Annotated in this window: 20 protein-coding genes; 13 read left to right on the forward strand and 7 right to left on the reverse strand. The window is 64.5% G+C overall.

The features are described 5' to 3' along the window. Positions 1 to 134: 134 nt before the first annotated feature. Positions 135 to 452 carry a hypothetical protein gene (locus NK214_RS23195; RefSeq protein ID WP_253315631.1) on the reverse strand — a complete coding sequence of 106 codons (318 nt, stop codon included), beginning with the start codon at positions 450 to 452 and terminating at the stop codon, positions 135 to 137. A gap of 270 nt (positions 453 to 722) precedes the next feature. On the opposite strand from NK214_RS23195, the gene NK214_RS23200 reads away from it, so the two are divergent. Together NK214_RS23200 and NK214_RS23205 are read left to right on the forward strand one after the other, a co-directional pair. Continuing rightward, on the forward strand, positions 723 to 1,973 hold the full coding sequence (locus tag NK214_RS23200; RefSeq protein ID WP_253315632.1) for a nitrate/nitrite transporter: 1,251 nt from the start codon (positions 723 to 725) through the stop codon (positions 1,971 to 1,973). Positions 1,974 to 2,073: 100 nt separating this feature from the next. Beyond that, entirely contained in the window at positions 2,074 to 3,471 is a 1,398-nt protein-coding gene (locus NK214_RS23205) for a NarK family nitrate/nitrite MFS transporter (protein ID WP_253315633.1), read from the forward strand. 126 nt (positions 3,472 to 3,597) lie between these two features. Here NK214_RS23205 and NK214_RS23210 read toward each other — a convergent pair whose 3' ends face one another. Beyond that, positions 3,598 to 4,530 (reverse strand): PAS domain-containing protein, encoded by a 933-nt coding sequence (locus NK214_RS23210; protein ID WP_107799991.1) that lies wholly within the window; start codon positions 4,528 to 4,530, stop codon positions 3,598 to 3,600. A gap of 614 nt (positions 4,531 to 5,144) precedes the next feature. Here NK214_RS23210 and NK214_RS23215 point away from each other — a divergent pair. Then, entirely contained in the window at positions 5,145 to 6,473 is a 1,329-nt protein-coding gene (locus NK214_RS23215; RefSeq protein WP_235089667.1) for a sodium-dependent transporter, read from the forward strand. 186 nt (positions 6,474 to 6,659) lie between these two features. After that, on the forward strand, positions 6,660 to 8,504 hold the full coding sequence (locus NK214_RS23220) for a methyl-accepting chemotaxis protein (protein WP_227107270.1): 1,845 nt from the start codon (positions 6,660 to 6,662) through the stop codon (positions 8,502 to 8,504). Here the strand turns inward: NK214_RS23220 and NK214_RS23225 are convergent. The 4 genes from NK214_RS23225 to NK214_RS23240 all read right to left on the reverse strand — a co-directional run bounded on the left by NK214_RS23225 (position 8,501) and on the right by NK214_RS23240 (position 12,406). After that, positions 8,501 to 9,505 (reverse strand): ABC transporter ATP-binding protein, encoded by a 1,005-nt coding sequence (locus NK214_RS23225; protein ID WP_253315634.1) that lies wholly within the window; start codon positions 9,503 to 9,505, stop codon positions 8,501 to 8,503. The genes NK214_RS23220 and NK214_RS23225 overlap by 4 nt on opposite strands. Before the next feature lie 12 nt (positions 9,506 to 9,517). After that, positions 9,518 to 10,336: an ABC transporter permease gene (locus NK214_RS23230; RefSeq protein ID WP_253315635.1), complete on the reverse strand. Its 819-nt coding sequence runs from the start codon at positions 10,334 to 10,336 to the stop codon at positions 9,518 to 9,520. After that, positions 10,333 to 11,244: an ABC transporter permease subunit gene (locus NK214_RS23235; RefSeq protein ID WP_107799987.1), complete on the reverse strand. Its 912-nt coding sequence runs from the start codon at positions 11,242 to 11,244 to the stop codon at positions 10,333 to 10,335. The genes NK214_RS23230 and NK214_RS23235 overlap by 4 nt, the downstream gene beginning before the upstream one ends. A gap of 67 nt (positions 11,245 to 11,311) precedes the next feature. Then, the gene (locus NK214_RS23240; protein ID WP_199225895.1) at positions 11,312 to 12,406 is read right to left on the reverse strand and encodes an ABC transporter substrate-binding protein; all 1,095 of its coding nucleotides are present in this window, start codon (positions 12,404 to 12,406) and stop codon (positions 11,312 to 11,314) included. 209 nt (positions 12,407 to 12,615) lie between these two features. On the opposite strand from NK214_RS23240, the gene NK214_RS23245 reads away from it, so the two are divergent. Beyond that, entirely contained in the window at positions 12,616 to 13,350 is a 735-nt protein-coding gene (locus NK214_RS23245; protein WP_107799985.1) for a UTRA domain-containing protein, read from the forward strand. 40 nt (positions 13,351 to 13,390) lie between these two features. Next, the gene (locus NK214_RS23250; protein ID WP_253315636.1) at positions 13,391 to 14,389 is read left to right on the forward strand and encodes an asparaginase; all 999 of its coding nucleotides are present in this window, start codon (positions 13,391 to 13,393) and stop codon (positions 14,387 to 14,389) included. A gap of 318 nt (positions 14,390 to 14,707) precedes the next feature. Here the strand turns inward: NK214_RS23250 and NK214_RS23255 are convergent, their stop codons facing one another. After that, positions 14,708 to 14,917 carry a hypothetical protein gene (locus NK214_RS23255; protein WP_227107275.1) on the reverse strand — a complete coding sequence of 70 codons (210 nt, stop codon included), beginning with the start codon at positions 14,915 to 14,917 and terminating at the stop codon, positions 14,708 to 14,710. On the opposite strand from NK214_RS23255, the gene NK214_RS23260 reads away from it, so the two are divergent. The 7 genes from NK214_RS23260 (at position 14,904) to NK214_RS23290 (ending at position 19,600) form a co-directional block, all read left to right on the forward strand. Then, entirely contained in the window at positions 14,904 to 15,443 is a 540-nt protein-coding gene (locus tag NK214_RS23260; protein WP_235089661.1) for an AAA family ATPase, read from the forward strand. The genes NK214_RS23255 and NK214_RS23260 overlap by 14 nt on opposite strands. A gap of 200 nt (positions 15,444 to 15,643) precedes the next feature. Next, positions 15,644 to 15,859 carry an RNA-binding S4 domain-containing protein gene (locus NK214_RS23265; RefSeq protein WP_107799982.1) on the forward strand — a complete coding sequence of 72 codons (216 nt, stop codon included), beginning with the start codon at positions 15,644 to 15,646 and terminating at the stop codon, positions 15,857 to 15,859. Next, on the forward strand, positions 15,856 to 16,044 hold the full coding sequence (locus NK214_RS23270) for an oxidoreductase-like domain-containing protein (protein WP_019101808.1): 189 nt from the start codon (positions 15,856 to 15,858) through the stop codon (positions 16,042 to 16,044). Before NK214_RS23265 ends, NK214_RS23270 begins: the two co-directional genes overlap by 4 nt. A gap of 2 nt (positions 16,045 to 16,046) precedes the next feature. Further along, positions 16,047 to 16,916 (forward strand): 3',5'-nucleoside bisphosphate phosphatase, encoded by an 870-nt coding sequence (locus NK214_RS23275; RefSeq protein ID WP_227107281.1) that lies wholly within the window; start codon positions 16,047 to 16,049, stop codon positions 16,914 to 16,916. Between the two features lie 5 nt (positions 16,917 to 16,921). Continuing rightward, the gene (locus NK214_RS23280; RefSeq protein ID WP_253315637.1) at positions 16,922 to 17,542 is read left to right on the forward strand and encodes an L-threonylcarbamoyladenylate synthase; all 621 of its coding nucleotides are present in this window, start codon (positions 16,922 to 16,924) and stop codon (positions 17,540 to 17,542) included. Positions 17,543 to 17,589: 47 nt separating this feature from the next. Then, a complete protein-coding gene (locus tag NK214_RS23285; protein ID WP_107799979.1) occupies positions 17,590 to 18,228 on the forward strand; it encodes a site-2 protease family protein in 639 nt (212 codons plus the stop codon). Positions 18,229 to 18,403: 175 nt separating this feature from the next. After that, positions 18,404 to 19,600: a tryptophan--tRNA ligase gene (locus tag NK214_RS23290; protein WP_107799978.1), complete on the forward strand. Its 1,197-nt coding sequence runs from the start codon at positions 18,404 to 18,406 to the stop codon at positions 19,598 to 19,600. Positions 19,601 to 19,804: the final 204 nt, after the last annotated feature.

Here is a 19,804-nt window from a genome sequence, read left to right on the forward strand (position 1 = left end):
CATGTGAAAGTAGGACACCGCCAGACGCCCCATTGCAAAGCCCAGCTCACACGAGCTGGGCTTTATGCATTGTGCTGTTGAACGGCGACACGGAAGCCTCCCCAAAGGGAGGCTTTGTTGCGTCCGCGGTCCGCTTACTTTTTGAGTTTGGCGGCTTTGCTCGCCGCCGGTTTGACTGTCGGAGCTTCCTGCGCTTTCGCCTGTCTGTCCGGTGCGATCTCGGTCAGCAACTGCTCCAGCAGCTTGCTGCGAGAGGCGATGTGATGGTCGAAGCGCCAGTCTTTCAGCAGGTCGATGGCGACGTCGAAGTAGCGCATGTCGATATCGTAGAGCAGGCTGAGGTCGAAAGAGCGGCCCATTTCCAGTGCGGTCGCCAGTTCCTTGAGCACTTGCATTTGCTGCGGGTCATGTCCTTCTTCGATGAAACGGCGAATCTTCTTGGCGGCATTCATGGGGGAGGCTCCCTTGTTGGCAATGCGCCTATCTTAGCCAATGTCGCCGGGGCTGTAACTTGCATTGGCGCAAAGCCGGACGGCTACGCCGCCTTCCATCCCTTCTGCGGCGTCGCCGCTGTCCTGAATACCACCCAAAAGAACTATTTCGATTAGATCGTTTTTCCTCGGTCTTGCCCACGTCTGGCGAATGGGTTTCCCGGCGCGCGAGCAGTATGGTGTGAGTATGGAGTTGGACTGACCGGCCGCCAGGCCGCTGAGGGAGGAAAGATGACATCCGCGGCGTACAAGCAGTATTCAGTGCTGGCCGTCAGCACTTTTGCTTTCACCGTCTGTTTCATGGTGTGGATGATGATGGGCGTGGTGGGCATTCCGGTGAAGCAGCAACTGGGGCTGAACGAGACCGAGTTCGGCATTCTGGTGGCGATGCCGGTGTTGTCGGGTTCGCTGGTGCGGGTGCCCTTGGGGATCTGGACCGACCGCTGTGGCGGCCGCATCGTTTTGTTCTGCCTGATGCTGAGCGCGGTGCTGCCGATTTATCTGATGGAGTTCGCCTCCCAGTATTGGCATTTCTTGCTGATTGGGCTGTTCATCGGCTTGGCGGGCGGCAGTTTTTCGGTGGGCACGCCCTATGTGGCGCGCTGGTTCGACGCGCGGCATCAGGGTATGGCGATGGGCGTGTTCGGCGCGGGCAATTCCGGTGCGGCGGTGAATAAATTCGTGGCGCCGGCCTTGATCGCGCTGGGCGGCTGGACACTGGTGCCCCAGGTTTACGCCGGGGTAATGCTGGCTGCGGCGCTGCTGTTTTGGTTTTGCAGTTATCACAATCCAGCGCACTTGAGCGGAGGGAGCCAGCGTTTCGTCGATCAACTGCGAGTGATGCGCGATCCCCGGGTTTGGCGCTACTCGCAGTATTACTCGGTGGTGTTTGGCGGCTATGTCGGCTTGTCGCTGTGGCTGACCAAGTATTTTGTCGGCGAGTACGGCTTTGATATGAAAACCGCGGCTTTTCTTGCCGCCTGTTTTTCCTTGCCGGGCGGCGTACTGCGCGCGATCGGCGGCTGGATGTCGGATCGCTTCGGCGCGTACCGGACCACCTGGTGGGTGATGTGGGTGTTATGGGTGTGCTTCTTCGTCTTGTCCTATCCGCAGACTGAGATGGTGGTGGCCACCGTCAAGGGACCGTGGAGCCTGCATATCGGTTTGAACTCGGTGCTATTCACCGCGGTGTTGTTCATCGCCGGCGTGGCGATGGCGGTGGGTAAGGCTTCGGTGTTCAAGTTCATCGCCAATGATTTTCCCGACAATATCGGCGCGGTGTCCGGCGTGGTGGGCCTGGCCGGCGGACTGGCCGGTTTCGTGTTGCCGATTTTGTTCGGCGCGCTGGTGGACCTCGCCGGGGTGCGTTCCAGCTGTTTCATGCTGCTGTACGGCACGGTCTGCGTCAGCCTGGTCTGGATGCATTACTCGTTCAAGCCGGTGGCCGCGGAGCGTTTGCGTCTGGCCACCGCCAGTCGTTGAGTTTGAGTTGCATGGCGGCGCCTTGACGCGCGCCGCCTTTAAAAGATTGTCAAATAGCGCTGGTCTGGCCATGACTCGGGCCGGCGGGGAGGGTTGAGTCATGTCTTATGTCATCAAACGGTGGGAACCGGAAAGCGCCGAGTTCTGGCAACAAGAAGGCCAGAGCATTGCGCGGCGCAATTTGTGGATTTCGATTCCGTGTCTGACGCTGGCTTTCGTCATTTCGGTATTGTGGAGCGTGGTGACCTTGAACCTGCCGAACGCGGGTTTCAATTACACCAAGGATCAGCTGTTTTTGCTGACGGCGCTGCCGGCGCTGTCCGGCGCGACCTTGCGCATTTTTTATTCCTTCATGCCGTCCATTGTGGGCGGGCGCAAATGGACGACCTTGTCCACCGCCTCGCTGTTGATTCCGGCGATATGGCTGGGCTTTGCGGTGCAGGATCCCACGACGTCTTACCCGGTGATGCTGGCGATCGCCTTGCTGTGCGGGCTGGGCAGCGGCAATTTCGCCAGCTCCATGGCCAATATCGCTTACTTTTTCCCCAAGGCGCAGAAGGGCGCGGCCAACGGCTTGAACGCGGGTTTCGGCAACCTCGGCGTGTCCTTGGCCCAGTTCGTGATTCCGCTGGTGGTGACCGGCGGCATGTTCGGCGCCTTTGGCGGCGATGCGCAGCATTATGTCAAGGATGGGGTGGAAAAGAGCTTGTGGCTGCAGAACGCCGGCTTCGTCTGGGTGCCGTTCATTGTTTTGGCCACGGCGGCGGCCTGGTTCGGCATGAACGATCTGGCGGACGCCAAGGCCTCGTTCACAGAGCAGGCGGTGATTTTCCGCCGCAAGCATAATTGGCTGATGTGCTGGCTGTACATTGGCACTTTCGGCAGCTTCATCGGTTTTGCCGGCGCTTTCGCCCTGCTGACCAAGACGCAGTTTCCGGAGGTGCCGGTGGCCAAGTTCGCCTTTATCGGCCCCTTGCTCGGTGCTCTGGTGCGCCCGATAGGCGGCGTGATCTCGGACAAGCTCGGCGGCGCGCGGGTGACCATGTGGGTGTTCGCGGTGATGGCCTTGGCGGTGGTGGGGGTGTTGCACTTCCTGCCGGCGCATGACGCGGCCGGGCAGTTGAGCGGCGGCAGCTTTGCCGGCTTCTTCGCCATGTTCCTCTTGCTGTTCACCATGGCCGGCGTGGGCAATGGTTCGACTTACCGAATGATTCCAACCATCTTCACCACCGGGCGGCTGCGCGCGGCGGCCGGTCGCGGCGATGACGCGCGCAAGCAGGCCGAGGCGGACGGGGTCAAGGAGTCGGCCGCGGCTGGCGGCTTCATCAGCGCCATTGGCGCTTACGGCGGCTATTTCATTCCGCAGAGCTTTGGCGCGTCCATGAAGGCGACCGGCGGCGCGGAGCCGGCGCTGTTGTGCTTCATTGTTTTCTATATCAGCTGCATCGCCTTGTGCTGGTGGTTCTATGCGCGCAAGAACGCGGAAGTGAGTTGCTGACAGGCTAAACGGCCGATGGAAACGAAACCGGCGAGGCGTCAAGACGATGCCTCGCCGGTTTGTCTTTATATAGGGCTGAAGCCGTTTGGCTGGAGCGCGGCGCTCCTGCCTAGCCGGACAGACGCTTCAGGGCAGTTTGACGATGTAGTTGGGACCGCCTTCCCGCGCTTTTTGCAGCGCTTCGTTCAAGCGTTCCAGCATGGGTTTGGGCGTGTTTTCGCTGCCGCGCAGAGCGCTCAGCCCGACGCAGGCGGCCGCCTTGCGCTCTTCCCCCTGGTAGACGAAGCTGAGCTGGCGCAGCGATTTGATCAGCCTGCGCGCCAGTTCGTTGGCGCCGCTTACGCCGGTGTTGGGCAGCAGAATAATGAAGGCGTCGTCTTCGCGCTGGGCCACCAGATCGCTGTCGCGCGTGCTTTGCAGGCACAGGCTGCCGGCCAGGCGCAGCAAGTGGCGGTGCGCCGAGCCCTCGTCAAGCTCCGGCATCGGCTCGGGCACGTTCATCAGGCTGAGGATCAGGCCGGAGACGGCGCCGCCGTAGCGGCGCGCGCGGCCGGTTTCGGCATGGGCGGCGGAGAGCAGGCGGTGCATGCCGGCCACGCCGGTCAATTTGTCGTCGTCGGCTTGCTTGTCTTCTGCGCGCAGGCTTTTCATCAGGCTGATCGAGCGCTCCACCAGATTGCGCTCAAAATCCAGCAACTGGCTCATGACCTTGGTTTCCGTCCGGTCGCTGAAGCTGTAGACCAGCATGAGCGCGCCTTCCAGCTCCACCTCGCGCAGCGACATCTGCACCTCGAAGCGGCGTCCGCCGCTGGCTTGCAAGGAGAGCGAGCGGTTGTAGATCATGCTGGTGCGGCGCAGTTCGCCGGCCAGCAGTTCGCTGTCCGCGGGATCCGGCAGAAAGCGGGAGAAGGGCTGGCCAATCAGATCGCCGTGCGGAGTGGCCAGCAGGATGGCGGCCAACTGGTTGGCGCTGACGATCTGGCCGTCTGCGGGAAGCGCGATGATCAAGGCGCCCTGTACGGTGTCGATCAGCGATTGGAAGGCTTGCAGTATCGCCATAGGGGCTCTCCGTAAGTCGCGTGAGGCCGGCGAGTTCGCTCCTGGCGTGGCCAGGTGCGTAGCAGTGGGGCCGCTGGTCTTAAAGCGGCTGACAAACTCCAGGCGCCGCGTGGCATCGGCTCGCCGTCTTGCTTGCGCTGTCCGGCCGGCGCGCCTTGCTTGCCGCGTGGAACTGTTTTTTGTCCGCCGCTCTAAGTGTATTCCCTGAGTACAGATATTTCATGCTCAACTTAATTGAGAGTGGATTGTCATGCCCATCTTTGCCGGGAAATGACCGTACTTGCGCTGGGAGTCGGAATTAATTGCCTGCGTACGCTGGAAATTGCCATCAATCATGGTAAATTCGTGTTTGTACGCAAAATACACTAGCGAGAACCGTAGCCCGTCGCCACCCCTGACGCGGCTTTCGGCCCGCCCACACGGCGGTTTTCTCTCCCTTGCCCGGCTTGCCGGGTCCCTTCCGTTCGCTTCCGGGCTTCATGATCTGGCCTGGCGCGAGCCGCGCCTTACCGGCGCAAAACAGCACCTTTGCCGCTGCGGCGATCGCGTTTGGGCGCGGGCGTCGATCTCGGCGATTCAAGAACAAATATTCGGACAAAGAAGCAGACTGCATCATGGCAAGATCACAATGGGGCTCGCGCCTCGGTTTCATCCTCGCTGCCGCCGGCTCGGCCATTGGGCTGGGGGCGATCTGGAAATTTCCCTATGTCGCCGCCACCAATGGCGGCGGCGCCTTCCTGTTTATTTACCTGGGCATTTGCCTGACGCTGGGCCTGGCCCTGATGCTGGCCGAGATGGCCTTGGGGCGCGCGTCCAAGGCCGGCGCCGTCGGCGCTTTCCGGCAGTTGGCCGGCGGCGGCTGGCCCGTCATCGGTTATATGAGCGTCTTGGTGTGTTTCCTGATTCTGTCCTTCTACAGCGTGGTGGGCGGCTGGACCATCGCCTACATCGTCAAGGCGCTGGGCGGCGGCATCATGACGTCGGACGCCAAGACTCTGGGCGCCATCTTCAGCGGCTTCATCAGCGATCCGCTGGAGCCCATCGCCTACCATGCCGGCTTCGCCTTGCTGACGGTGTGGGTGGTGGCCGGCGGGGTGCAGAAGGGCATTGAAAACCTGTCCAAGTTCCTGATGCCGGCCTTGTTCGTGCTGATGCTGGTGCTGATCGCACGCGGCCTGACGCTGCCGGGCGCTTGGGAAGGCGTCAAGTATTTCGTGGCGCCGGATTTCTCCAAGGTCAGCAGCGCCATGCTGGTGGACGCCTTGGGGCTGGCCTTCTTTTCGCTGTCGCTGGGCCTGGGCATCATGATCACCTACGGTTCTTACGTCAGCAAAGAGTCCAATCTGCTGGGTTCGGCCCTATGGGTGATCGCCTTGACGGTGGCCACCTGCTTCCTGGCCGGCCTGATGGTGCTGCCGGCGGTGTTCGCCTTCGGCTTCGACCCCTCGGCGGGTCCGGGCCTGACCTTCATCACCATGCCGGCGGTGTTCGCCCACCTGCCGCTGGGGCAGGTGTTCGCGGTGATGTTCTTCTGCCTGCTGCTGCTGGCGGCGCTGACGTCTTCGGTGTCCTTGCTGGAGGTGGTGACCAGCTTCGCGATGGACGAGTTCGGCCTCAAGCGCACGCAATCCGCCTGGGTGATGACGCTGGGCATTTTCCTGCTGGGCATACCCGCTTCGCTGTCGCTGGGCGTGTGGAGCGATTACCTGCTGTTCGGCATGAGCTTTTTCGATTTTCTGGATTACCTCACGTCCAAGCTGCTGATGCCGGTGGGCGAGCTGTTGCTGGCCTTGTTCGTGGGCTGGAAGGCTTGGCCTGTGGTGCGCCGCGAGTTGAGCGGCGACGGCGCCGGCCGCGGCATGCGCCTGATGCGCGGCTTCTGCATGGCGATGGCGCCGGCCTTGATAGGCTGGATCATGATCGCCAGCCTGCGCGCGGCCTGATTGCCGCAGCCCCGCAACCCGCCGCTTTCGCGGCGGGTTTTTCTTTGCGCGCGCGTCCTGCTTGCGCGCGTCTCATGCCACTGTGTTTGCCTTGTCCAGCCATTGCCTATAGTTAGAGCGGTTGGCCGCTGCGTCAGGGTTGGGCTCCGGCGGTCCTTGGTCCATGGCTTGCGAACAGGATACCCGATGCACTTCCGTCTGAAGCTGGTGCACAAGCTGGCCTTGTTGATCGCTCCGCTGGTGCTGCTCTTGCTGTGCGGGGCCTTGTGGTTTGCCTTTACGCAGTGGCGGACGGTACAGGCTTTGCAGCGCGACCAGGCGCTGGTGGACGATGTGCAGCAAGTGGGGGCGCTGATTCACGCCTTGCAGATCGAGCGCGGCCTGAGCAACCGCTATCTGAACGAGCATAAGCCGATGCCGGCCGCCTTGCCGCGGCAAAAGGCGCAGGCCGACGCGCTGTTGACCCGCTTGCGCCAGCCGCCGGGCGACGAGTTGTCGCGCAAGGCCGGCCTGTTTCTTTCCCAGCAACTGCCGGCGGCGGAGCTGCTCTCGACCTTGCGCCGCGATGTGGCGCAGCGCCATATTTCGCCGCTGCCGGCGTTTGAACGCTACACCGAAATCATCGAGCGGCTCTCCAAGGTCATCACCCTGTTCTATTCGCAAAGCGAGGACGTGCGCGCCTTGGTGCAGCAATGGTCCGCCTTGCATTGCCAGACGGAGTACACCGGCCGCGCCCGCGGCTTGATCGGCGGAGTGCTGGCGGTGGGCAGTTTCAATATCAACGAGTTCCGCCTGGCCAGCGGCATGGTGTCGCAGGAGGCGCTGTGCCGCAGCCTGTACCGGCAGAACGACGGCGACGAACGTCTGCTGGCCCAGGCGATGGACGCGAGCGGGGCGTACGAGTCGCTGCGCGACGCGGTGCTGGCGCGCGGCCCGGGCGCGATGCAGAGCTTGTCCAGCGAAGAGTGGTTCGACGTGGCCAGCCGGCGCATCGACGCTTTGCTGGAAGTGCAGAACGCGGTGTTGATCCGGATCCGCGACGCGCTGGCGGCGCAGCAGTCCGCCGCGCGCTGGCAAAGCTGGCTGGCGTTGGCGGTGTTGGCCGGGGTGTTGCTGCCCATCGCCGCCGCGCTGCTGCTGGCGCGCAGCATCCTGCGGACCTTGGGCGCGGAGCCGGACGAGGTGGCGCAGGGCATGCGGGAGCTGGCCGGCGGTCAACTGGACTTCCGGCTGCGGCTGGCTTCGTCTGACGACAACAGCCTGGCCGCGCACATCCGCCAGATGGGGCGGAAGCTGAGCGGGGTGATTCTACAGGTGCAGCAGGACGCGGACGCGGTGGCCAACGCCTCGCTGCAATTGAACAGCGCATCGCAGGGCCTGTCCGACAGCGCCTGCCGCACTTCTTCCGACATCGAGCAAACCAGCCACGCGGTGGACGAGATCGCCGGGCAGATGTTCGCGATGGCTCGCGACGCCAGCCGCAGCGGCGATGTCGCCAGCGAAGCCGCGCGTCAGGCCGAGGAGGGCAGGCGGGTTGTCGGCGAAACCATAGAGGCGATGCATGTGATCGCCCAGCGTACCGACATCATCGACGACATCGCCTATCAGACCAATTTGCTGGCGCTCAACGCCGCCATCGAGGCGGCGCGCGCCGGCGAGCTGGGCCGCGGCTTCGCCGTGGTGGCGGACGAGGTGCGCAAGCTGGCGATGCGCAGCCAGACCGCGGCCAAGGAGATCGGCCAGGTGGCGGCCGGCAGCGTGAGGCTGGCGGAAGAGGCCGGCAAGAGCCTGAGCGCCATCGTCGAATCCAGCCAGCAAACCCGGCAGCTGGTGCGGGACATCTCCAAGGAGGCCGTGGCCCAGGCGCAGCACGTGGGCGGCATCAATCAGGTGATGCAGGGCCTGAGCCAGCTGTCCCAGGGCAACGCCGCCGCCAGCGAGCAATTGTCGGCGGCGGCGCAGGAAGTGTCGCAGCGGGCCGGCAGCCTGCGCCGGCAAATGGCCTATTTCCGGCGGCCAACCGACGTTTAGCGCACTTCGCGCATATCGTCGCGCTGGACGCGCAGCCGCACAGGCGCGCCGTCGGCCAGCAAATCCGCCGGGTTGCGGTTCAGCCGGTCCACCTGCAGCAGCGCGCCGGCGCTTTCCACCTGATAACGGACGACATTGCCCAGCAACTGGCGCTGCTTCACCACCGCCGGCAGGCTGTCCGTTTCCGCGCTGTCGCCGGGCAGCAATTGAATGGACTCCGGGCGGATCGCCAGATGGCCCTGGATGTCCAGGCCGAACAGCGCCCGGCTGTCGCCGGCGGACAGCAGATTGTAATTGCCCATGAAGCGGGCGACGAATTCGGTGGCCGGCTGGGTGTAGATGGTTTCGGCGGCGCCCTCCTGCTCCACCTTGCCCTGATTCATCACGAAGATGCGGTCGGACAGGGTCAGCGCTTCTTCCTGGTCGTGGGTCACGAAAATAGTGGTCAGTCCCAGCCGGCGCTGAATGTCGCGGATCTGCTCGCGCAGATTCTTGCGGATGCGCGCGTCCAGCGCAGACAGCGGCTCGTCCAGCAGCAGAATGCGCGGCTCCACCACCAGCGCGCGCGCCAGCGCCACCCGCTGGCGTTGGCCGCCGGAGAGCTGATGCGGGTAGTGGCCCTCCTTGCCGGACAGCTCCACCAGCGCCAGCGCATCCGCCACCTTGCGGCGGATATCGGCGGCCGGCCGCTTCTGCATCTTCAAGCCGAAGGCGATGTTTTCGCCGGCGTTCATATTGGGAAACAGCGCATAGCTCTGAAACACCATGCCGATGCCGCGTTTTTGCGGCGTGCAGGCGGTGATGTCCTCGCCCTGCAGGCGGATGGCGCCGCCGCTGGGGGTTTCAAAGCCGGCGATCATGCGTAGCACCGTGGTTTTGCCGCAGCCGGACGGGCCGAGGAAGGTGACGAACTCGCCGGCCTCCACCCGCATATTGAAGTCGTGCACCACCGTGTGCTGGCCGTAGCGCTTGTTGAGGTGCTGGATGTCCAGGTATGCCATATGGGGTCTCTCTTATTCTGTCGCCGACGCCTCGCGCAGCGCGCGACGGTGACGGCCGGCCACCTGCAGCAGGCCCATGGCCGCCCAGGTGATCAAAAAGGCGATGATGGCCAGCGCCGCCGGCTCGTAGGCCCGGTTGGCGCCGATCAATTGCAGATAAGGGCCGAAGGCCGGCCGCGCCAGCAAGCTGGCCATGGTGAATTCGCCGATGACGATGGCGAAGGTCAGAAAAGCGCCGGACAGCAGCGCGGATTGGATATTGGGGAAGATCACCCGCAGCAGAATCACCCGCCAGCCGCCGCCCAGGCTTTGCGCCGCCTCGGCCAGCGAACGCACGTCGATGGCGGACAGGCCGGCGTCGATGGAACGGTATAGATAGGGCAGGGCCAGCGTCACATAGCTGCAGACCAGCAAGAGATCGGTGCCGCGCTCGCTGCCGGTCAGGGGCAGCCAGGCGTCGCTGCCGAACAGGCGCAGATAGCCGAACACGATGACGATGGCCGGAATCACCAGCGGCAGCAAGGTGATGAACTCCACCAGCGGACGCAGCCGCGGCAGGCGGAGCTGGATCCAGAAGGCGGTGGGCGCCACCAGCAGGAGGCCGATGACGATGGTGAACACGGCCATCAGCGCGGAATAGGCGAAGCTTTGCTGAAAGCCGGGGTCTTGCAGCACCAGCTTGTAGGCTTCGAAGCTATAGCCTTCGCGCAGCATCTTCAGGCTGAACTCGAAGGTGGCCAACAACGGCAGCAAGAAGTACAGGCCGCCGGCGACGACGGCGATCCAGGCGCCCAGGCGCGACGACGGTTTGTGGACAGGCTGGCGTTTCATGCCCGGCTCCTTTCCGCGCGGCCGCGCAGCCAGATGTAGGCGGCGTTGGACAGGCCGGTCACCACGATCATGCCCAAGGCCAGCGCGTAGCCCAGGTTCTGGTCGTGCAGCACATCGCCGCGGATTTGCGCGTACAGCAGGATGGTGACGATGTTGAGCGAGCTGCCGGTCAGCGCGTAGGCGGTGGCCACCGCGCCGAAGGCGTTGGCGAACAGCAGCAGCGCCGCGCCCAGGATGCTGGGCCACAGCACCGGCAGCGCGATGCGGCTCCAGTAGGCGAAGGCGGAACCGCCCAGGCTGTCGCAGGCCTCGCGCCATTCGGTTTTAAGGCCGTCTATGGCCGGGCTGACGATCAGCACCATCAGCGGAATCTGGAAATACAGATAGGTCAGCGTCAGGCCGCTGAAGCTGAGAATGCTGAAACCGCCGGCGTAGAGATCGAAGTCCAGATAGCGGCGCAGCAACACCGTCACCAGGCCCATGCGGCCCAGCGTGGCCAGGAAGGCGAAGGCCAGCGGCACGCCGGCGAAGTTGGACGCCACGCCGGAAAAGGTGGCCAGCGTCGGGCGGATCCAGTCCGGCAGCCGGCCGCGGATCGCCGCCAGGGCCAGCAACAGACCGAAGGCCGCGCCCAAGAGCGCGGAGGCGGCGCTGATCTGCAAGCTGATCTTGTAGGCGTCGAGAATCGCCGGCTCGAACAGCCGGGCGATATTGTTCAGCGTGAAATGGCCGTCGGCGTCCTGGAAGGCGCCCAGCAGCAGTCGGGCGGTGGGCAGCAGCAGGAAGAGCAGCGCAAACAGGAAGAACGGCGCCACGCCCAGCCAGGACAGCGAGACGAAGCCGCCGCCGGCGCGGCGCGGCGACGCCGGGCCGGAACGGCCGGCGAGAGAGTCGGAAGATGCGGACATGAGGGCGTGTTTCCAAAGAGAGCCCGCGCGCGGCGACGGCGCCGCGCGCTAAGGGGATGAGGCCGGCTTACTTGACGTTGCTGCCCACCACGCCGTCCCACTGCTTGGTGATCACCGCCTTGTAAGCCTCTTGCTGTTCCAGCGTGGGGAACAGGGCCTTCTTATAGGCGGCGGCGTCCGGCATCCGGCTCAGCAAGTCCTGCGGGATTTTCTTGCGCGCGGCCAGATCGTTGAAGCGGGTGGGGTGGCAATAGCCCTTGAGCCAGGCCAGTTGGCCTTCGTCGGAGAACAGGTATTCCTGCCACAGCTTGGCGGCGTTGGGGTGCGGCGCGTAAGCGCTGATGCCCTGGGCGTAAACGCCGGCCACCACGCCGCTCTTGGGCACCACCACTTCCACCTTGGGGTTGCCCTTCAAGGTGTCGCGGTCGGCCAGCGCGTTGTAGTCCCAGCGGATCACGATGGGGGTGCTGCCCTGGGCCAGCGAAGCCGCCTTGCCGATCACCGGCACGAAATTGCCGCTCTTGTTCAACTGCGCGAAAAACTTGAGGCCGGCGTCGGCGGCCTTGGCCACATTGCCCTTGGACTGGGACAGGCCGGCGGCGAACACGCCCTGGATCGCCTGGTTGGCGGCGCGCGGGTCGCCGGCCAGCGCCACCGCGTTCTTGTACTCCGGCTTCAGCAGGTCGCTCCAGTCGGTCGGCGTCTTGGCGACCAGATCCTTGTTCACCTCGAAGGCCAGCACGCCGTAGTAATCGCCGTACCAATAGCCGTCCTTGTCCTTGACGCTGTCCGGAATGGTTTTCCAGTTGGAGACTTTGTAAGGCTGCAACAGGCCGGCGGCCTTGGCTTGCGGGCCGAAGGACAGGCCCACGTCGATCACGTCCGGCGCCTGCGGGCCCTTATTGTTCTTGTTGGCCTTGATCGCCTCCAGTTCGTCGGCGGAGCCGGCGTCCGGATTGAGTTCGTTCACCTTGATGCCGTACTTGGCCTTGAAGCCGGCGATCACGCCGCCGTAGCCGCACCAGTCATGGGGCAGGGCGATCACGTTCAGCTCGCCCTCTTTCTTGGCGGCCTGGATCAGCGCGCTCAGATTATCGGCGAAAGCGGTGTTGGCCAGCAGGGCCAGCGCGCCCAGAACGGCGCAGCGCAACGGTGTATTCATGGCATCCATCCCTTTGGACTAGGTCAAATAAAAGCGATGCTGATGGTATTCCGTGTAGATGACATTTCGGTTTAGCTCGCATGGCAGTTTGATTGCATGTCGGTGACAAATCGGCGCAAGGCCGGCCGGCGGCGCTGGCGGCCAGTCATTTCCTTGTCATTTTTTCTTGGTAAAAAGCCGGCGGAGACCTGATTGCTGGACTAGTCCTGATGCCTGAATCGAAACCGCTTTCCCAGGCCGCGCGCATCCGCGCCGCCTTATTGCAGCAAATCGACGGCGGCCTGCTGCGGCCGGGCGGCCGCCTGCCGTCGGAGCGCGCGCTGGCGGAGTTGTTCGCCACCACCCGCATCACCTTGAAGGAGGCCTTGGGCGTGCTGGAGGCCGAAGGGCGGGTCTACCGAGAAGAACGGCGCGGCTGGTTTCTCGCGTTTCCGCGGCTGGAATACGCGCCGCTTTACGGCAACCATTTCCAGCGCATGGCCGACGCCCAGCAGCGCGCGGCGGAAACCCGGCTCTTGAGCGTGGAAACCGTGCTGGCCTCGCCCGAGCTGTGCCGGGCGCTGGCCGTGCCGCCGCTCAGCTCCTTGTGGAAAATCTGCCGTCAACGCAGCCTGGACGGCCGGGTGGCGCTATACGTGGAGCACTTCCTGAGACCGGAGCGCTTCCCGGACATCCAGGAGCTGGATTTGAGTCAATCGCTGACCGGTTTGTACCGCCGCCATTACGGCATCGAATACGCGGCGGCGGCTTTCGATATCCTGCCGGCGGCGGCGCAAGGCCGCGTGGCGCAAGCGCTGATGCTGGCCGAGGGCAGCCCCGTTCTGCTGGTGCGCCGGATCAATCGAGACGCCGCCGGCGAGACGCTGGACTGCGATTACGAGTACTGGCGGCACGACGCGGTGCGTCTGCGCGTGGACAGTCCTGCCGCGGTCGCGGCGAATTGAGCTACTATCGCGGCATTGGACACTGTTTGCAGGAGATCGCATGAGCCGCGTTTTAGTGTTGTACACCGGTGGCACCATAGGCATGACCGAAACCCCGGACGGCCTGGCGCCGTCTCCAGGCCTGTTGCCCGGCCTGCTGGAACGTTTCCGCCGGCCCGGCCTGGATTTCGACGTGGTCGAGTTCGACGAGTTGATCGACTCCTCCGCCATCGAGCCGCGCCACTGGAACCGCATCATCGCCGCGCTGGCCGAGCGTTACGGCGACTACGACGGCTTCGTCGTCATCCACGGCACCGACACCATGGCCTATACCGCCGGCGCGCTGGCCTTCGCTCTGCGCGGGCTGGGCAAGCCGGTGGTGCTGACCGGCGCGCAGCTGCCGCTGCTGCACCCGCGCTCCGACGGCTGGAATAATGTCGCCGACGCGCTGGAGGCGGCCTGCCAGCCTGAGCTGTGCGAAGTCGTCATCGCCTTCGACCGCCTGCTGCTGCGCGGCAGCCGCGCCCGCAAGCTGGATGTGGAGCATTTCGCCGGCTTCGGCTCGCCCAACGCCGAACCGCTGGCCCGCTTCGCCATCCATCCGCACTGGAACAAGGCCGCCTGGTTGCCGGGGCAGGGCGAATTCCAGCCCAAGGCGCTGCGCGAAGACCTGAGCATCGCCTGCCTGTTCCTGAGTCCGGGGCAGGGCGCGGCGCTGGCCGGCCGCCTGATGGCGGACCCGATGTTGGACGCGGCGGTGCTGATGAGCTACGGCAGCGGCAACGCGCCGGCCGATCCGGCGCTGCTGGACGGGGTGAAGGCCCTGACCGCGCGCGGCGGCGCCGTGCTCAACATCACCCAGGCGCCGCGCGGCGCGGTGGAGGTGGGCGCTTACGCCGCCAGCCAGCCGCTGGCGCGCGCCGGCGCGGTGGCCGGGGCGGACCTGACGCCGGAAGCGGCGCTGGCCAAGCTGCACGTGCTGCTGTCCGCCGGTCTCAGCGGACAGCAACTGGCGGCGCAATTGGCTAAGCCCTTGCGCGGCGAGATGAGCGCGCATTAAGACGCCGTGCGCGACCCAGGCTGCTCATTTTTTGAGCGGCCTTTTTTTGTGCCGGTTTTTCAGGGCTTTGCCGCGCTTGTCCACAACTCGCCCACACGGCTTTGCACCTTGGGTGTGGGCAAACGGGAAAATGGGCGCGACGGGGCCGGGCCGGCGATGGACGGCGTGCGGCGCATGCCGTCGTCTTGAATTGGCGCTGATTTTTGCTTAAAAAATAAGCAAAAGAAAATGCGCTTGGCGGAACAAGGACTTGGCCGCTTTATCCACAATTGTCCCACATGGCTTTTCACGCTGGATGTGGGTAATCCATCGGTCTGCCTATTTTTTGATCTTCACGGTCAAATCCATTTTGCGGCAAGGGCTTAGCTTCCTTGTCCACAGCTGGCGCACAGGGCTGTCCCCTTTGCTTGTTGAGAACAGCGGCCCGGCTGTTGATAGCGCGGCAAGCGGCGTATAATTGACCGCTTTTCCGTATTTTGAGAGCAGCCGGATGTCAGAAGGCGCGGCGCGGCCGTTGAAGATCGCCATCGTGGGGCCGGAGTCCTGCGGCAAGACCACGCTGGCGCGCGCGCTGGCGGCGGCGCTGAACGAGGCGGGCATCGCCGCCGCCTGGGTGCCGGAATACGCGCGCGATTATTTCGCCGCGCGGCCGTACCGCTCCACGCCGGAAATCATAGAGGAAGTGGCGCGTGGACAGTTGGCGGCGGAACAGTCCTTGGCCGGCGGCGTCCAAGTTTTGTTGTGCGACACCACCGCCTTGAATTGCAAGATCTGGAGCGAAGTGGCGCACGGGCATTGCAGCCCCGGCTTGCTCGCGCTGTGTCGGCCCGGCGATTACGCCTTGACCCTGCTGGCCGAGCCGGACATCCCCTGGGAGCCGGACCCGCTGCGCAGCCACCCGACCCAGCGCGATTGGCTGTTCGGCCTCTACCGGCAGGCGCTGCAAGACGCGGGCGTTGACGCGACGCGGGTGAGCGGCGCGCATGAAAGGCGCATGGCTCAGGCGCGGGCGGCGTTGGCCGCCCTCTGGCCGGGCGAGTTGCCTAAATTTTGAGCGCAAAGAATAAAGCGCTGGAAATTCAGCAAATTGCCGCAATTATCCACAACAGGCCCACAAGCTTGTCCTGCCATGGCGTGGATAGTTGTCGGCGATAGATTAAAAAATAAGCGACAGTAAAAAGGCGTGAAAAATGAAGGCGCTGCGGTTCTTGTCCACAGCCCGCTCACAGCCCTGTCCCAATCGAGTGTGCAAAAATGAACGAAACCTTTGAATTGAGCGGCGAATACATCGCCTTGTGCGACCTGCTGAAAATCTGCAATGTCTGCGATTCCGGCGGCGCCGCCAAACATTTCATCGCCGAAGGCAATGTGCGAGTGGACGGCCAGGAGGAACTGCGCAAGACCTGCAAGATCCGCGCCGGCCAGCAGGTCAGCGGCGAAGGCTTTTCCATCCGCGTCGTGGCGGCATGAACGACGACGACTTCGACCCGCCGCCGGAAGCGCCCGAGCCCCCGCCGGACGACGCTTGCTGCGGCAGCGGCTGCGACCCGTGCATCTGGGACAGCTATAACGCCTTGATGACGGAATACCGCGCCAAACTGGCCGCCTGGGAGTTGCGCGAAGCCGCGCGCCAGGCCGCCGCCAACGGACAATAAGCATGGCCAGCATCGATCTGCATTTCCACTCCCACGCCTCCGACGGCGCTTTGCCGCCGGAGCAGGTGATCGCGCGCGCCGCCGAGCGCGAAGCCACCCTGGTGGCGCTGACCGACCACGACTGCACCCACGGCCTGGCCGCGGCGCGGGCCGAGGCGGCGCGCCAGGGCCTGGCCTTCCTCAACGGCGTCGAAGTCTCGGTTACCTGGGGCAAGCACACCGTGCACATCGTCGGCCTGGGCATAGACCCGGACCAGCCGACCTTGGCCGCCGGCCTGCAATCCATCCGCGACGGACGCGTCAACCGCGCGCGGCAGATGTCGGACGAACTGGTCAAGGTGGGCATTCAGGGCGCGTTCGACGGCGCGATGGCCTTGTGCGACAACCCGGAAATGATAGGCCGCACCCACTTCGCCCGCTTCCTGGTCAATAGCGGCCAGGTCAAGGACGTGCGCACCGTGTTCCGCAAATTCCTGACGCCGGGCAAGCCCGGCTACGTGGCGCACGAATGGGCCGGCCTGGAAGACGCGGTGGGCTGGATTCTGGCCGGCGGCGGCGAGGCGGTGATCGCCCATCCCGGCCGCTACGATATGGGCCGCACCCTGATCGAGCGGCTGATCAACGATTTCAAGCAGGCCGGCGGCCGCGGCATTGAAGTGGCCAGCGGCAGCCACAGCCTGGACGATATGCACAAGTTCGCCTTGCTGGCGGACCGCCACGAACTGTACTCCAGCGCCGGCAGCGATTTCCACGCTCCAGGCGAGGGCGGCCGCGACGTCGGCCGCACCGACGACCTGCCGCCGATCTGCAAACCCATCTGGGACGCGCTGGCCGCGCGCATCATCCGGCCGGCGGACCCGGCACAAGGCTGACCCACATGGCACAGTTTTTCATGATCCATCCGGACAATCCGCAAGCGCGGCTGGTGCGCGAAGCGGTGAAAATCCTGCGCGAGGGCGGGGTGGTGGTCTATCCCACCGACTCCTGTTACGCCTTGGGCTGCATGCTGGGCGACAAGCCGGCGATGGAGCGCATCCTGGATATCCGCCAGCTGGACCTGCGTCACCACCTGACCCTGGTCTGCCACAATCTGTCGGAGCTGGCCAATTACGCCAAGGTGGACAACAGCCAGTTCCGCATGTTGAAGGCCGCCACCCCCGGCAGCTACACCTTCATCCTGCAAGCCACCCGCGAAGTGCCGCGCCGCACCCTGCACCCCAAGCGCTCCACCATCGGGCTGCGGGTGCCGGACCACAAGGTGGCGCTGGCCCTGCTGGAAGAGCTGGGCGAACCCATCCTGTCCTGTACCCTGATGCTGCCCGGCGACGAGGAACCGCTGACCGACCCGTATGAAATCCGCGAGCGGCTGGAGCACGCGGTGGACGCGGTGATAGACGGCGGCTGGTGCGGCACCGAGCCCACCACCGTGATCGACATGACCGAGGGCGTGGAGCTGCTGCGTCGCGGCAAGGGCGACCCGTCGCCGTTTGGCCTATAAACTCCGCTTTTGCCTCCCAACACCGTTTTCAACCCACAAGAGACATCATGGGCGACATTAACCTGATCCAGAAAATCACCATTTACGCGCTGCCGGTGCTGTTCGCCATCACCCTGCACGAGGCCGCCCACGCTTACGCCGCGCGCCGTTTCGGCGACAGCACCGCCTATATGATGGGGCGGATGACGCTGAACCCGCTCAAGCACATCGACCCGATCGGCACCGTGCTGCTGCCCTTGCTGTCGGTGACGCTGGGCGGCTTCATCTTTGGCTGGGCCAAGCCGGTGCCGGTCAACTTCGGCGCGCTGCGCAAGCCGCGCGAGCACGGCCGGCTGGTGGCCGCCGCCGGGCCCGCCTCCAATCTGCTGATGATGCTGATGTGGGTGCTGCTGTTCAAACTGGCCATCGGCATGGATACCAGCTACAGCGAGCCGCTGGCGCTGATGAGCCAGGCCGGCATCGGCATCAATATCTCGCTGATGCTGCTCAATCTGCTGCCCATCCTGCCGCTGGACGGCGGCCGCATCGTGGAGAGCTTTCTGCCGCCCGGCATGGCCTGGAAGTACGCCAAGCTGGAGCCTTACGGCATGTGGGTGCTGCTGGCCTTGATCTTCACCGGCCTGCTGACCACCATTTTGCGGCCGTTCTACGGCCTGATGTACGGCCTGGTGCGCGCCCTGATCTAAGAGTGTGTTTACGATCTTGCGAGCTAGAGCGAGACAAGGCGTATTCCCCGTGTAACGCTCCACGACGCGCAGCAGATCGTAAACCGACTCTGAAGCGCCCGGCTCACCCCTATCCTGACGCGCCGGACTTCGTTTCCGGCGCGGTCGCGCTTATTTTCTGAAACGGAATTCAAACATGTTCGCCAACCGCATTCTCTCCGGCATGCGCCCCACCGGCAGCCTGCACCTTGGCCACTACCACGGCGTGATCAAGAACTGGGTACAGCTGCAAAGCACTCACGACTGCTACTTCATGGTGGCGGACTGGCATGCGCTGACCACCAATTACGACGACGTCTCCATCATTGGCAAGAGCGTGTGGGACATGGTGATAGATTGGCTGGCCGCCGGCGTGGACCCGGAACAGGCCACCGTCTTCATCCAGTCCAAAGTGCCGCAGCACGCGGAACTGCACCTGGCGCTGTCCATGGTGACCCCGCTGTCCTGGCTGGAGCGCGTACCCACCTACAAGGACCAGATCGAAAAACTGTCCACCAAGGACCTGGGCACTTACGGCTTCCTCGGCTACCCGCTGCTGCAGGCCGCCGACATCCTGATCTACAAGGCCGGCCTGGTGCCGGTGGGCGAAGACCAGGTGCCGCACATCGAGCTGACCCGCGAAGTGGCGCGCCGCTTCAACAACCTGTTTGGCCGCGAACCCAACTTCGAAGAACTGGCCCGCGCCGCGGTGAAGAAGATAGGCAAGGCCGGCAAGGAGTTCGACCGCCTGCGCACCGCCTATCTGCAAGACGGCAACGCCGAAGCCTTGGCCGGCGCGCGCGAAATCCTGGCCGCCAGCCAGAACCTGGGGGCGGCGGACCGCGAGCGGCTGTTTGGCTGGCTGGAGAACAAGGGCAAGAGCATTCTGGCCGAATGCGAGGCGATGCTGACCGAGGCGTCCAAGATGCCGGGCCTGGACGGTCAGAAGATGTCCAAGTCCTACGGCAACACCATCACCATGCGCGAAGACCCGGCCACCGTCACCAAAAAAGTGCGGGCGATGCCGACCGATCCGGCCCGCGTGCGCCGCACCGATCCGGGCAGCCCGGACAAATGCCCGGTATGGCAGCTGCACCAGGTGTACAGCGACGCCGATACCCGCGAATGGGTGAAGCAGGGCTGTACCAGCGCCGGCATCGGTTGCCTGGACTGCAAGCAACCGGTGATAGACGGCGTACTCCGCGAACAGCAGCCGATGTTTGAACGCGCCGAGCAGTATCTGAGCAATCCCAAGCTGGTCAAGGAAGTGGTGGCCGCCGGCAACGCCAAGGCCGAGCAAGTGGCGCGCGCCACCATGCAGGACGTCAAGGCAGCGATGGGGCTGGGCTACTGAGCGTCTGACCCGCCCTGGCTTGCCAGTCCTGGGCGGGTAGGCTGGCTACCGCCTCACTACGACCATGACCACGGCCGCGGCGGAAGCGGCGGCGCGTCCGGGTCGTTGGGGTGCGGCGGCGTCAAGCCGCGCCAGGCTTCCAGTTCCGCCATGTCCTGCTTACGCGCCTCCCAGGCCCTCAGCATCAGCGGCGTCGGCTGCCAC

It is taken from the genome of Chromobacterium sp. S0633 (genome assembly GCF_024158805.1).
In the GTDB taxonomy this organism is placed as follows: domain Bacteria; phylum Pseudomonadota; class Gammaproteobacteria; order Burkholderiales; family Chromobacteriaceae; genus Chromobacterium.